At 68.8% G+C, this 12,610-nt stretch carries 11 protein-coding genes and 4 tRNA genes; 10 read left to right on the plus strand and 5 right to left on the minus strand.

Annotated features, from left to right (window positions below):
- Nucleotides 1-330 precede the first annotated feature (330 nt).
- The 5 genes from ADX84_RS03330 to ADX84_RS03350 all read left to right on the plus strand — a co-directional run bounded on the left by ADX84_RS03330 (nt 331) and on the right by ADX84_RS03350 (nt 1,358).
- On the plus strand, nt 331-762 hold the full coding sequence (locus ADX84_RS03330; protein WP_049567257.1) for a roadblock/LC7 domain-containing protein: 432 nt from the start codon (nt 331-333) through the stop codon (nt 760-762).
- 162 nt (nt 763-924) lie between these two features.
- Nucleotides 925-997, plus strand: a tRNA-Gly gene (locus ADX84_RS03335).
- A 71-nt stretch (nt 998-1,068) separates the two neighbouring features.
- A tRNA-Gly gene (locus ADX84_RS03340) sits at nt 1,069-1,141 on the plus strand.
- A gap of 48 nt (nt 1,142-1,189) precedes the next feature.
- Nucleotides 1,190-1,264, plus strand: a tRNA-Cys gene (locus ADX84_RS03345).
- 20 nt (nt 1,265-1,284) lie between these two features.
- Nucleotides 1,285-1,358 (plus strand) — tRNA-Val (locus tag ADX84_RS03350).
- Between the two features lie 353 nt (nt 1,359-1,711).
- Here the strand turns inward: ADX84_RS03350 and ADX84_RS27065 are convergent.
- The gene (locus ADX84_RS27065; RefSeq protein ID WP_369801050.1) at nt 1,712-2,035 is read right to left on the minus strand and encodes a hypothetical protein; all 324 of its coding nucleotides are present in this window, start codon (nt 2,033-2,035) and stop codon (nt 1,712-1,714) included.
- Nucleotides 2,036-2,046: 11 nt separating this feature from the next.
- Here ADX84_RS27065 and ADX84_RS25245 point away from each other — a divergent pair, with 11 nt between their 5' ends.
- Nucleotides 2,047-2,508 (plus strand): MarR family winged helix-turn-helix transcriptional regulator, encoded by a 462-nt coding sequence (locus ADX84_RS25245; protein ID WP_082206272.1) that lies wholly within the window; start codon nt 2,047-2,049, stop codon nt 2,506-2,508.
- 334 nt (nt 2,509-2,842) lie between these two features.
- On the opposite strand, the gene ADX84_RS03365 is transcribed toward ADX84_RS25245, so the two are convergent.
- Nucleotides 2,843-3,346: a cupin domain-containing protein gene (locus ADX84_RS03365; RefSeq protein ID WP_053107241.1), complete on the minus strand. Its 504-nt coding sequence runs from the start codon at nt 3,344-3,346 to the stop codon at nt 2,843-2,845.
- Between the two features lie 683 nt (nt 3,347-4,029).
- On the minus strand, nt 4,030-4,956 hold the full coding sequence (locus ADX84_RS03370; RefSeq protein WP_049567263.1) for a LysR family transcriptional regulator: 927 nt from the start codon (nt 4,954-4,956) through the stop codon (nt 4,030-4,032).
- Nucleotides 4,957-5,050: 94 nt separating this feature from the next.
- Here ADX84_RS03370 and ADX84_RS03375 point away from each other — a divergent pair, with 94 nt between their 5' ends.
- The 4 genes from ADX84_RS03375 (at nt 5,051) to ADX84_RS03390 (ending at nt 8,544) form a co-directional block, all read left to right on the plus strand.
- Entirely contained in the window at nt 5,051-6,160 is a 1,110-nt protein-coding gene (locus tag ADX84_RS03375; RefSeq protein ID WP_199776459.1) for an epoxide hydrolase family protein, read from the plus strand.
- 55 nt (nt 6,161-6,215) lie between these two features.
- The gene (locus ADX84_RS03380; RefSeq protein ID WP_049567274.1) at nt 6,216-7,106 is read left to right on the plus strand and encodes a fumarylacetoacetate hydrolase family protein; all 891 of its coding nucleotides are present in this window, start codon (nt 6,216-6,218) and stop codon (nt 7,104-7,106) included.
- Nucleotides 7,107-7,163: 57 nt separating this feature from the next.
- The gene (locus ADX84_RS03385; protein ID WP_049567278.1) at nt 7,164-8,069 is read left to right on the plus strand and encodes a hypothetical protein; all 906 of its coding nucleotides are present in this window, start codon (nt 7,164-7,166) and stop codon (nt 8,067-8,069) included.
- A gap of 208 nt (nt 8,070-8,277) precedes the next feature.
- Nucleotides 8,278-8,544, plus strand: coding sequence for a hypothetical protein (locus ADX84_RS03390; RefSeq protein WP_049567286.1), 267 nt, complete (start codon nt 8,278-8,280; stop codon nt 8,542-8,544).
- 448 nt (nt 8,545-8,992) lie between these two features.
- Here ADX84_RS03390 and ADX84_RS03395 read toward each other — a convergent pair whose 3' ends face one another.
- Both ADX84_RS03395 and ADX84_RS03400 read right to left on the minus strand, forming a co-directional pair.
- Nucleotides 8,993-10,369 carry a VTT domain-containing protein gene (locus ADX84_RS03395; RefSeq protein WP_049567288.1) on the minus strand — a complete coding sequence of 459 codons (1,377 nt, stop codon included), beginning with the start codon at nt 10,367-10,369 and terminating at the stop codon, nt 8,993-8,995.
- Nucleotides 10,370-10,620: 251 nt separating this feature from the next.
- Nucleotides 10,621-12,570: an APC family permease gene (locus ADX84_RS03400; protein WP_234003826.1), complete on the minus strand. Its 1,950-nt coding sequence runs from the start codon at nt 12,568-12,570 to the stop codon at nt 10,621-10,623.
- Nucleotides 12,571-12,610: the final 40 nt, after the last annotated feature.

Below are 12,610 nucleotides of genomic sequence, written 5' to 3' on the forward strand. Positions count from 1 at the left end.
CGTCCCGCCTGGTGATCACACTGTCGGCCCTACCCGCCGGGGCGCCACCTTGGCAAGGCCCTTGTCCGGCACCGGCCTCCGGTCCGGTAAGTCAACGGGTTTTCACATGGTGTCGGCGCTGGTCAGAGTGGCTTCTCCCGTGGAGCGGCCCACCCTGAAACGATGGCTCGTGCCGGACAGATAAGTTACGAATGACTATCATCTGGGCAACGCTTATGCGGGACCGGTGGCAGCCGCCCCCAGCCGCACCCCCTGCCGGTACACGCAGAGCCTCCCGCAGCACGCGCGTGCCCCTCGCCCACGACCGCACCAGACACAGCGAAGAGAGACATGACCCCACCGAGCACCGCCCGCGGCGAACTCAGCTGGCTGCTGGACGACCTCCTCACCCGCGCCTCGGGCACCCAACACGCCATCGTGCTGTCCACTGACGGCCTCCTCATGGCCACCTCCAGCGGACTCGACCGGCCCGCCGCCGAACACCTCTCCGCGATCGCCTCCGGTCTGCACAGCCTCGCGGGGGGAGCCAGCAAGCAGTTCTCCGCGGGGAACATCCGTCAGAGCATCATCGAGATGGACCGGGCCTTCCTCTTCGTGGCCGCCGCGGGCGAGGGCGCGTGCATGGCCCTGATGTCGGACGCCGACAGCGACGTGGGGCTCATCGCCTACGAGATGAACAAGGTGATCGAGCGGGTCGGCCAGTACCTCTCCGCCCCGCCGCGCCCCGACATGCCGTCCTCCCCCGCCCACGTGGAGAAGTAGCTCCTGCCACCGCGGCGGGCCGGTCCGGCCTGCCACGGGCAGGGCGCGAAAGCCCCTGCGCGGAACCGATTTCGCACTTCCCCGAAACTTCCGCTAGAGTTCTAAACGCAGCGAGGGACGCGGCACCGGGAAGCTCCGGAGGCCCGCAACCGCACTCGCCGCGCGGACGTGGCTCAGCTGGTAGAGCATCACCTTGCCAAGGTGAGGGTCGCGGGTTCGAATCCCGTCGTCCGCTCGAGACGATTCGCCTTGTGCCTCCCCGGGTGGCACAATCGAATCGGGTTCGGGGCAACACCCCGTACACACGCGGACGTGGCTCAGCTGGTAGAGCATCACCTTGCCAAGGTGAGGGTCGCGGGTTCGAATCCCGTCGTCCGCTCGGAGTAAGGCACGCATGGGTGCCACGCGGCTCCCCCGTGCTTTGTATGCCGGAGTGGCCGAGTGGTTGAGGCAAGGGACTGCAAATCCCTGCACACGGGTTCGATTCCCGTCTCCGGCTCCATGCGCACCACATTTCCATAAGGGCGATTAGCTCAGTTGGCTAGAGCACTACCTCGACACGGTAGGGGTCACAGGTTCGAGTCCTGTATCGCCCACATCAAGCGGAAGCGGGTTCCCTCGGGAGCCCGCTTCCGTCGTTTCCACGGTCGGTGTCCACCGGGCGTCGTGCCCCATGCCGCACACGCCATCACACTCCCCACGGGTGCGCGCGGCCCCTGTTTCCTCCGGGGTCCGGCCACTTCCCGTACATGCTGCTCGGTCTCCGGTTTCACCTTCTCGTGGAGGCGCCGCACCCCCGGCACGGTAGGCCCCGGCCCCCGCCGCCCTGCACACTTCGGGGTTCCTTCTCCGGCCAGCCCTGTCCGGTTCGAGCGACGTCTCCGCACCGGGAAGGCCACAGCCGGTGCCCCTCCCACACCGGGAGACCTGCCGCGCCGCAGGAAACCGGTCATCCCCCAGGATGTATGAGTTGTTGATTATTGCCGATTGGTGCCTGGTTGGACCGGTTGACGCCATCGGTTCGGATCGACCCGAACCGGCCCGGGGTCGGGAGAAGTTCGAATGCAGGCGAGGTGGGGTAGCTGGTAGCGACCGAGCCCCAGCCCGAGATCGTGCTCTGCCCGCTCGTTCGGACCACGGACACGACGGCGACCGCCATCGCGATCCGGTGGTCACCCGCGCTGTCCACCAGAGCAGGGGCGAACGCCTCGTCGCCCTGGCCGTGGAAGACCATGCCGTCTGGCCGCTCTCCTCGGCCCGCATCCCAGCCGATATGCTCCGACCATGGCGAACAACCGGCTGAGACCCCTTGAACAAAAGGCGTGGGGAGGTTTTCTACGCAACCACGAGAGGATCTGGAGTGCCCTCGAAGCCGGGCTCGCGCCGTTGAACGTGAGTCTCGCCGAATACGAAGTTCTACTGGCTCTGGACGCCGCTGGCACAAGCGGCATACGCATGTCCGACCTCGCCGAGCGACGGCTGATGTCCAGTGGTGGGTTCACGCGTCTGGCCGACCGTCTGGAGCGTCGGAACCTGATCGAGCGGCGGCGCTCGGTCAGCGACGGACGCAGCTTCGAAGCGGTCATGACCGAGGAGGGGCGGGCTCTGCTCCGTCGGGCGCAGCGGCAACACCACAGCGACCTGTGCGCCCTGTTCCTGCATCGCCTTGACGACGAGCAGTTGAACCAGCTCGTCGCGATCTGGTTCGCACTCGAAGGTGATCGCGACCCCGACACACCGTGTTGACCACGTGGGCATGGCGCTCTTCCCGCCACGGGTGCGGTGCGACACCTCGACGTGGGGCTCGGCATCCCCGTGACCCTGCTCCGCAGGTGCGGCACTGTCACCAGCGCGCGGCGGGACCCACTGGCCGATAGCCGCGTCGTGGCCGACGTCTGCGGATCCTCCTACGCTGAGCCACCGCTCGGTGGCTGGTATGGACACAGAGACCGTCGACCGACCACCGAGGGTCGGATCGCTGAGGGACCCTTCACGCTCGTGCGATCAGAATGGTCGGCAAGCTGCCGGTTGCGTGTGGTCTCTGCCCGTCAGCGCCCACGAGGCCGGTGAAGGGCTGTGGCTATCCCCCGTTGACCGGGGCTCGGTCCAACACGTGCATGCCGAAGGACTCGAGATGAGCCTGGTTGTCCAAGTCCTCACGCGCCTCGGCTTCGCCGACCGACGTGAAGTAGTCCTGGATCCCGCCGGGGTTCCACAGAACGGTGACATCCCCGGCACCGTCGATGCTCTGGAAGGTGTGCGCGAGGCCACGCGGTCCGTAGACGACTCCCCCCGGCCCCACGTCGTGGACGGTTGCGGTCGCCAAGGACTCACCCCCCAACCAGAAGCGGAACAACCCGCTGTTGACGATCCAAATCTCGTCCTCGCGGGTGTGCACGTGGAAGGGCGGTGCCCCCTCGGCCCGGAGCCCCCGAACTCGGGCCATGAAGTACTGATTCGCGGTCGCCTCTGAGCCGAGAAGCGTCTCAAACCCATGGGCGTAGTAGCCGTGGTGCTCCGCTGCGTCGGGGAGGGTGACGACGGGTCGCCCGTAAGGGTTCTCTTCGCGGTCCTTGGTCTGCATGTCGACCTCTCTTTGATCCCCAAGCAACTATTTGCCTGCATAGACAGATATTAACCCAAGGCCGGGGTCTCGAAAACCCCTGGGCTGAGTGGGACTAGGCCCGGTTCTCCCGAAGCTACGGCGAGCCGCAGAGTAACCCGGGGGCGAGGAGGGCTGCTCCAGGATGTGGCGGTAGACGGCCCTGTTGGGGGCAGGCAAGCGGGGCTGAGACGGGCCATCGTTCGGCGCTCCGAGGAGCGGGCCGACCGCACGGCCGCCACGTCCTCGACCACCGCGAGCCCTGCGGGCCCTTCTCCGCTTGCACCAGGCGCCCGCCGCTGCGGGCCGCTGCGGGGGCGCCCGGCGACGCGACCGTGCTGCGGGAGCCCGCCTCCGGGGCTGCCCCCTGTCCGTCGGCGCGTCGGCGGCCTTGCGCAGCCGGGCGGCCACCGGCTGGCCGGGGCGCACCAGCACCTCCAGGGTCTCAGAAAGTATCTCCGAAGGGGAATGAGCGGTAGCCGCTGCCCCGGATCGCGGTCTGGTCGGAGCGAGGGTGCTGACGCGGGTTTCGTGCTCGCGGCCCGCTCGGCGTCGTCCAGTTCAGCGGCGCGTAGGACTCCCCTGGAGGAGCCCCCGATCTTGGCGGGACGCTGTGGCGGCAGCCCAGCATGGTCGCTTGCGTATGCGGGCGGAGCTGCCGCTGATCATGTGGTGCGGATCGGTCCCGCAGGGTGGGTTCCGGTGAGCAGGGCTTCGGCATGCTTGCGGAAAGCGGTGACCAGACGGCTGCGGTCGCCGGTGCGCGTGGCGAGTACGACCTGGCTCGGTTCGACCCCGTGCAACGGGACGGTGGTGAGGCTGGGATGCAGGCCGGTCGCGTGGTCGAGGGGCGGACCGATGGCCACGGCCTGCCCGGCGGCGATGAGTTCGTGTTTGTCCTCGAGGGCTTCGACCAGGGGGCCGTCGGGCGCGGGCCGCCCGTCGGGCCGGGGATCGAGCCGCCAGTAGGCGTTGAGTAACGGGTCGGACTGGCGTACCCGGGGGATCGGCTCGTCGGCGATGTCGTCGAGGGTTACCGACTCCTCGCCGGCCAGACGGTGGTCCCGGGGCACGACCAGCACGCGCGGTTCGTCGTAGAGGACGGTGACGCGCAGCCGGTCGGTGGGGAACGGCAGACGCGTCACCACCGCGTCGACGCGGTGCTCCAGCAGTGCGCCGCGCGAGTCGTTCCAGGCGAGCAGGCGGGTGTGGACCTCGGCATCGGGATTGCGGTCCCGCAGGGCCCGCACGGCCGCAGTGATGACCAGCCCCTTGGTGTAGCCGATGGTGATGCTGCTGGGCCGGGCCGCGGACCGGGTTCGGGCCATCGCCTCGACCGCGGCGCGCAGCAACCCCTGGGCCTGGGGCAGGAAAACCTCGCCCGCCTCGCTGAGCCGGGTGCCGCGCGTGGTGCGGTCGAGCAGGCGGACGCCCACTTGCTGTTCGAGGCGGCGGATCTGTCGGCTCAGCGACGGCTGGGTGGTGTGCAGCGCTTCGGCGGCACGGCCGAAGTGCTGGTACTCGGCGATCACCGTGAAGCACTGCACCAGCCGGAGGTCGAGGTCCACGGGTGCGGGGAAGGGTTCGGACACAACCTCACTCTAGCTGGACTTATACGCGGATTGTATTACGTGTGTCGGAACAATCATTGGACTGCGCGCTTGTCGCGACCGCACAGTGGTGACCATGACATCGGACAGCGTGACACCGTTTCGTATCGACATTCCGGACAGTGTTCTGGAGGATCTGAAGGACCGGCTCCACCGGGTACGCCTCGCCGGCCGGGAGACAGTGCCGGACAGCAGCCAGGGGGTGCAGCGGGAACGCCTTGAGGAGTTGCTGGAGTACTGGGCCACCGCGTACGACTGGCGCGATCTGGAGCGGCGGCTCAACGAGCTGGGTCAGTTCCGCACGACCATCGACGGTCTCGGCCTGCACTTCATGCACGTGCGCTCACCCCGCCCCGACGCCACCCCCCTGTTGCTGCTTCACGGATGGCCGGGCTCGTTCCTGGAGTTCCTCAAGACCGTCGGCCCGCTCACCGAGCACGGTTTCCACCTGGTCGTCCCCTCGATGCCCGGCTACGGCTTCTCCGACCAACCCGCCTCGACAGGCTGGGACCCGGACCGGATCGCCCGCGCGTACGGCGTGCTCATGCGGCGCCTGGGCTATGACTCCTACCTGGCCCAGGGAGGCGACTGGGGCGGTGTCGTCGCGACCCGCATGGGGGCGCAGCGCCTGATGGGCCTGCGTGCGGTCCACGTCAACTTCCCTGAGTTCCTCGCCGCACCACCGGTCGGCGACGACCCGACCCCTGAGGAGAAGGCCGCACTCGAACAGGGCAGCCGCTTCTTCGCCGCCCATTCCGGATACCACGTCGTGCAGCGCACCCGGCCACAGACCATCGGCTACGCCCTGACCGACTCCCCCGCCGGGCAGGCCGCCTGGATCTACGAGAAGTTCCTCGACTGGGCCCGGCCCGATGCCCTCACCCCCGACGAGATCCTCGACCACATCTCCCTGTACTGGTTCACCGGCACGGCTGCTTCCGCGGCCCGCCTGTACTGGGAGTACGCCCGGCAACCGCTCGCTCTGACTGATCTGGACCTTCCTGTCGGTGTCAGCGTCTTCCCGGACGAACTGACGCGTACCCCGCGCATCTGGGCCGAGCGCGCCTATCACGACCTGCGCTACTTCAACGACGACATCCCCGCGGGCGGCCACTTCGCCGCCCTGGAGCAGCCTGAGCTGTTCGTCGAGGAGATCGTCAAGTTCGCGCGAACGGTGGCCGCATGAAGGCGGTTGTGATCACCGGGGGCACGAACGACTGCACCCGGGAGGTGCTTGCCCGATGAAGTGGGTCAGCTACCGCTCCCCAGACGGCTCCACGCGCTGCGGCGTTGTGCACGACAACAAGATCCACGCCGTGGACGTGGGCCTGTTGGAGCTGCTGCGCGCCGAGGGCGGATTGGAGGCCGCCGCAACCAGGGAACCGACCGAGGTCGTCGATCTGGCCACGGCCGACTTGCTGGCGCCGATACCGGTGCCCCCGGCCATCCGGGACTTCGCCGCGTTCGAACGCCACATCAGTAACGCGGGCAAGGCAGCGGTTGGCGACGGCAGGGTCAGCCCGGTCTGGTACGAGTATCCGCTCTTCCACTTCTCCAACCCGGCGGCGATCAAGGGACCGCACGACGAGGTCGCCATCGCCCCGGGCGCTCAGTCGTGGGACTACGAGGTCGAGGTCGCCGCGGTGATCGCCGGGGACTGCTCGAACCTTGAGGCTGCCACGGCGGAGAATCACATCGCCGGCTACCTGGTCTACTGCGACTGGAGCGCACGCGATATCTCCGCGAGCGAGATGGGGTTCGTGTACGGCCCGTCCAAGAGCAAGGACGCCTCGACCAGCCTCGGCCCGTTCCTTGTGACCCCCGACGAACTGGAGCCCTACCGCTCGGGCAAGGGCTATGCGTTGCGGATGGACGGGTACGTCAACGATGAGCACTACGGCGGCGGCAGCTGGGACGAGATCCACTGGTCGTTCGGCGAGATGCTGGCGCACGCGTCGCGCGGCACCTCGCTGCGAGCCGGTGACATCATCGCCAGCGGCCCCGTGGGCACGGGCTGCATCCAGGAGCTGTCCGGCCGCCGCCGCTACCTGGCACCGGGAGACACGGCCCGGATCGAAGTGCAGGAACTCGGCGCGATCTCCGTACGGATCACCGCGCCAGAGCCGCCCTGACTTACCGGATGCACCAAAGACGATCTTGATCCCTCCACTTGCCGGGAGACCACCGCAATGCATCTCACCAGCACCTTCGCTCACGCTGACATGGATCTGAACGCCGTCCGCGAGGTCAGCCTCACCATCAACGCGACTCACCTGTTCGTCTACTTCATCCCCGAGGCGCCGGAAGAGGCCGCCAAGCTGGGCGTGACCGAGTACGGGCCGGCGTACTTCGCGTTCCGGTCAGCGCCGATGGGCGCGGTCCCGTGGCACGTCACACTCGCGGCCTTCTACAACTTCAGCCCGCGGTCGGTGCAGGCCATGGCAGGCGTGTGGGACACAGCGACGCCAGAGGAGTGGCAGGCCGCCCGCTTCGCAGCCGTCGATCGTGCGTTGCAGCGCGTCGACGTGAGCCTCGCCGCCGATCAGATCGCGGAGGCACGATCGCTGATCGACCCGGTCGTCGCGAGCGCCGACTACGCCGGGAAGACGTTGGCTGCCGCCAACGCCTCGGTCCCCCTCCCCGCCGACCCGCTCGTCGCGCTATGGCAGCAGCTCACGGTGCTGCGCGAGTGGCGCGGCGACGCGCATTTCATCGTGCTCGCCGCCAACGACATCGGGCCGTGTGACTGCAACGTTCTGCAAACCGCGACAGGTCACTTCCCGGAAGCGATCGCGCGTGCCACCCGGCTGTGGGACGACGAGGAGGTGGCTGCGGCAACGACACGCCTCGTCGCACGCGGCTGGCTCAACGCCGACGGCACCGCTACCGATGCCGGCATCGCGGCGCGCGAGCAGATCGAGGTCGAGACCGACGAGCACTGCGCGGCGCTGTGGATGCCGATCGGTGACGCCAATGTCCGTCGCCTCAACTCGCTCATCACGCCGATCCACGACGCGTTCACCGCAGCCAGGACCTACCCCTTCCGTGTGGAGATGGGAGACACGCAGTCCGCAGACCCGGAGGCCGCCAGGTAGGCGTCGTTCTCGTGCAGCCGGGACGAACGGGCATGTAGGCCTGGTTCGTCCGAAGCTCCGGTGAGCACGAGATCCTGACACCGCGTGAGGCGCAAGGGGCACCCGTGCCTGCCCCAGCCGACACCTGTTCCCCTGGCCCAGGAGCGCTGATTCGTCAGCAGGATGCGCCCATTGGTGAGCGGCAAGGGCGGCCGGCACCGTTTCGGGAATGTTCGAGCAGGCCGCCGCCGGTCCGGGCGACCTCAGCGTGCTCGGGGGAAAAGCCGCTCGACAGCGGTCACCACCGCGGCGCGGCGTGCGGCTGTGGTGGCTGTCCCGGCCCGAACGCGACCACCTGACCACCACCGACTCACCGGACCGTCTGGGCCGCTACCACCGGGCCTTGGCCACCGCCCAAGAACTCGTCGCCTACCCGGTCGAGCGGGTCGACGCGTGTGGCCCCACGGGTGGGGGCACACGCCCGGAGAGTTTCTGAACGACGTTGCTTGGGCAGGAGATAGCTGCCAGTGGCGCCGCTGGCGTCTCGTAGCCAGAGATACCGGCAGGTCACAGATGGGATGAGTCATGCAGGACGACACCGATCGCGGCCAGGTTCCACCCCAGCGTGTGGGCCGGGTACTCTTCGGGGCCCTGGCTGCGGCAGCGGTCGCCGTCCTCGCCACAGGCTGCCCGGGATCGGGCTCGGGCGGTGGTGGCGGAGGCGGGTACGGGTCAACCAACGGGGAGACCCACTCCGAACAGTCCGCTCCGAACGCTCAGCGGTGAAGGGCTTTCCTGATCCGCATCGCCCGGCTCCTGATGGATCGTCGCTTCGGTGTGCCCGCTGAGAACGTTCTGCTCTTCGCACTCGTGGGGCCGGGTCCGACATGAGTTTCGCCCGCGTGTGAGCGGACCTGGGGAGCCTTCCCTCTGGGGAGACACGTTCAGCTCGTGTACGCCGAGTCGGACAGGCGTTCCCACTGGGTGGTCGTGGTGACCAGGGCCGCGGACCACAACGCTCCCAGGGCCCAGCCACCCAGAACGTCGGTGGCCCACGCCACACCGAGGTAGGCAGCCAGGGCTCCGGCCGTGCCTGCCCAGAGCAGGGCCACGGTCCAGTAGATCACCGCGCGAACCCAACTACGCGCCCGCCCGCTCGCAAGACAGGCCAGGACACTGGCCACGGCCGTCGTGGTCGCGACCTCGAACGCGGGAAAGGACCCACTGGTGGGCCCAGCGGCGAGGGCACAGGCCGGTGGTGGCCCGGAACGCCCGACCAACGCGGCCACCACCAGAGCGCTGCCCGCAGCACCACCCCATGCCGCCAGGGCCAGAACCACGTTACGGAGGCGTCCCCGCACCAGAAGGGCTCCGGCGACGGCGACGGCGACGCCCAGGGAGCCCCACACACCCGTGAGACCGTGGACTGGGACGACGATCGAGGTCAGGGCGTCGTCCCGGTGTGTGGCCAACCAGTGCAGGATCGGTCGGTCGACTCGGACGGCCTCCTCACCGACGAGGACGTCCTGGAGCACCGCGCCGAAGAACCATCCTCCGATCACGATGAACGCCACCCCTGCGGTCAGTTGCAGGCCCAGCACCGTGTGCGGTTGGAATCTGCGGCCCAGCCACTGGACCTGCCGGTCGTAGCGCGCGAGAACCGTTCGCACGCCGGGTCGCTCCACCTGGCGCCCGACCCAACCGCGCACGCGGTCGGGGTGTCGGGCGATCCATCGGGCGAGGACCACAGTGAACAGGACCACGGCTCCGGCGAGCAGCACCAGGATCACGGCCGCACCGAAGATACGCTCCACATGCTGCCAGGAGTTCCCGGCAAGGTATCCGAGCAGGGTCACGGACGTCGCCCACACCGCACCCCCCAACGCGTTCCAGACGAGGAAGCGCCGGTATCCCAGACCGCCAGCGCCCGCCAGTGCCGGGACGAGGGCACGCGCGAACCCCACCCAGCGACCGAGGAACACCGCGTGGCCACCGTAGCGCTGCACGAACCCCTCAGCGCGTTCCCAGCGGGCGGTACCGATCATGCGGCCGAGCCTTCCGGTGGTCAGTCGTGGCCCCAGGCGACGACCGACAAGGAAACCGACGGTGTCCCCAGCGACGGCTCCGACGATTCCACAGGCCGCCACTACGAAGGGATCCGCGTGGCCCAGGCCCGCTACCGCTCCGGCGACCAGCAGCCCGGTCTCGCCGGGAACCACCAGTCCGACGAAGACTGCTGACTCCAGGAACGGCAACACGAGGGCGACTGAGTAGATCACGCCGACCGGTACGGTCAGCAGCCACTGTTCCCAGTCCCCCACCCCGCCCCCCTCCTGTGCCATGACGGGGGCCAGCCGTCGCGCGGCTCAGGTACCAACCCCGGTTCTCGTATCCGCGTCTCACCGACACCCAGTGCATCGCCCGAGCTCGTGACGCAGGACCATGTTCATGCTCGCTCTGGCCTCGTCCTGTGAGCGACACACACGCGCGATCAGCGGGCGAAACTCGATTCACCCGGGCAGGCTCCGGGGATGCGTCGGCTGTGTCGTGTGTGGGGCCCCGCGACGATGGCTCAGACGTGGAAGGGCACGGTGGTGACGACGATCTTGGGACGTTCGCGCAGGGCGTGCCTGAGTCGAAACGCCATCCGGTCGTGGAGGACCCGGTGCCACCATCGCCGGGGCACCACCTCGGGCAAGATCACCGTGATCGTCAGGTCCGACCGCTGTTCGCGCAGCGCCTCGATGTAGTTCACCAACGGGGCGATGATCGTCCGATAGGGGCAGACCACCACTTCCAGGGGCAGATGGTCCCCCCAGTGCAGCCAGTACCCCCGCATCCTCTCCGCCTCCTCCTCGGAGGGGCTGAGGTGGACGGCGAGAACGGGTTGTCGGAGTGAGGCCGCGTAGGCCAGGGCACGGATGTTGGCCAGATCAAGGGTCTCCACGGGAACGACCGACAGGTGGTGGACCTCCTCGGGGGTCTCCTCCGCCTCCTGGTCCCCCGGCCCCTCCACGCGGCTCGCCCCCACTCTTGTCTCGGGGCCCGCCTCATCCACAGGCGCTTCCGCGTCTGGCCGTCCCGTGGGTGTACGCCCATCGGGTGGACGACGGACCACGCTGATCGGGCCACCCGGGGCGGGGGCCGCGTGGGGTCGCAGCCGCAGCGCACGCCCGACGGCGTCGTAGTGGACGCGGATGCGCAGGGCCAGCACGACGAACGCGGCCACGGCCAGAAGCGCCACCCACGCTCCCGCGCTGAACTTGACGATGGCGGCGGTGACGAACACCGCCCCGCACATCACGGCCCCCGTGGCGTTGAACGCGAGGCTCGTGCGCCAGTGCCGGGCTCGTGAGCGCCACCAGTGCACCACCATGCCGGCCTGCGAGAGTGTGAAGGCCAGGAACACCCCGACCGCGTACAGCGGGATCAGGGAGGTCGTGTCGCCACCGAAGGAGACGAAGATCAGGGCGGCCGCGACCGACAGCAGGAGGATGCCGTTGCTGTAGGCCAGTCGGTCACCCATGCGCATGAACCCGCGGGGGGCATGGTGGTCGCGTGCCAACAGGGACAGGACCCGTGGAAAGTCGTTGTAGGCGGTGTTGGCGGCCAGCAGGAGGATGGCCGCCGTACTCGCCTGAACGAGCACGTACATGGCGCCGGTCCCGAAGGAGTGCCGGGCCAGCTGCGAGAGCACGGTCTCACCCGGTGCCGGGATCGTGCCGGTGACCAGGATCAGGGCTATAAGACCACCGAACAGCGCCAACAGTGTGCCGATCATCCAGGTCAGCGCGGTGCGGGCGTTGCGCCACTCGACGGGCCTGAACGCGGGGACGGCGTTGGTGATGGCCTCGATGCCGGTCAGGGCCGTGGCCCCCGACGTGAAGGCCCTCAAGATGAGGAACAGCGTGACGCCCGTGGTGGCGTTGACCTGGGGCGTGGGAGCCGGGGGGAAGCCACGGAGGGCCGCGTCGACGAGACCGACGACGATCACGGCGCCGACAGAGAGGACGAAGACGTAGGTGGGGGCCGCGAAGAGGATGCCCGCCTGGCGCACGCCGCGCAGGTTCCCGGCCAGGAGCAGGGCGATGACACCCAGGCCGATGGGCACGGTCGCTCCGCTGAGCGCGGGCAGCGCGGAGGTGATCGCGGCGATGCCTGCGGCGATCGACACCGCGACGGTGAGGACGTAGTCGACGATGAGACCGCCCGCCGCCAGGAGGCCCGGTGCTCGCCCGAGGTTGTGGCTGGCCACGATGTAGGAACCGCCGCCGTTGGGATAGGCGCGGATGGTCTGTCGGTAGGAGAGTCCCACCGCCAGCATCATCAGCATGATCATCAGGGCGATCGGCAGCGAGAGGGACAGGCCCGCCACGCCGCCGATGACGAGGATGGTGAGCATCGCCTCGGGGCCGTAGGCGACGGAGGACAGGGCGTCGGAGGACAGCACGGGCAGGGCGACGAGTTTGCGCATGCGTTCACGGACCAGCGCGGTGCTCTTCAGGGCTGGCCCCAGGAGCACGCGGCGCAAGCGATAGCCAGCGCGGCCCGCGGGAGTGGAG

It is taken from the genome of Nocardiopsis sp. SBT366 (genome assembly GCF_001083815.1).
Lineage (GTDB): Bacteria > Actinomycetota > Actinomycetes > Streptosporangiales > Streptosporangiaceae > Nocardiopsis > Nocardiopsis prasina.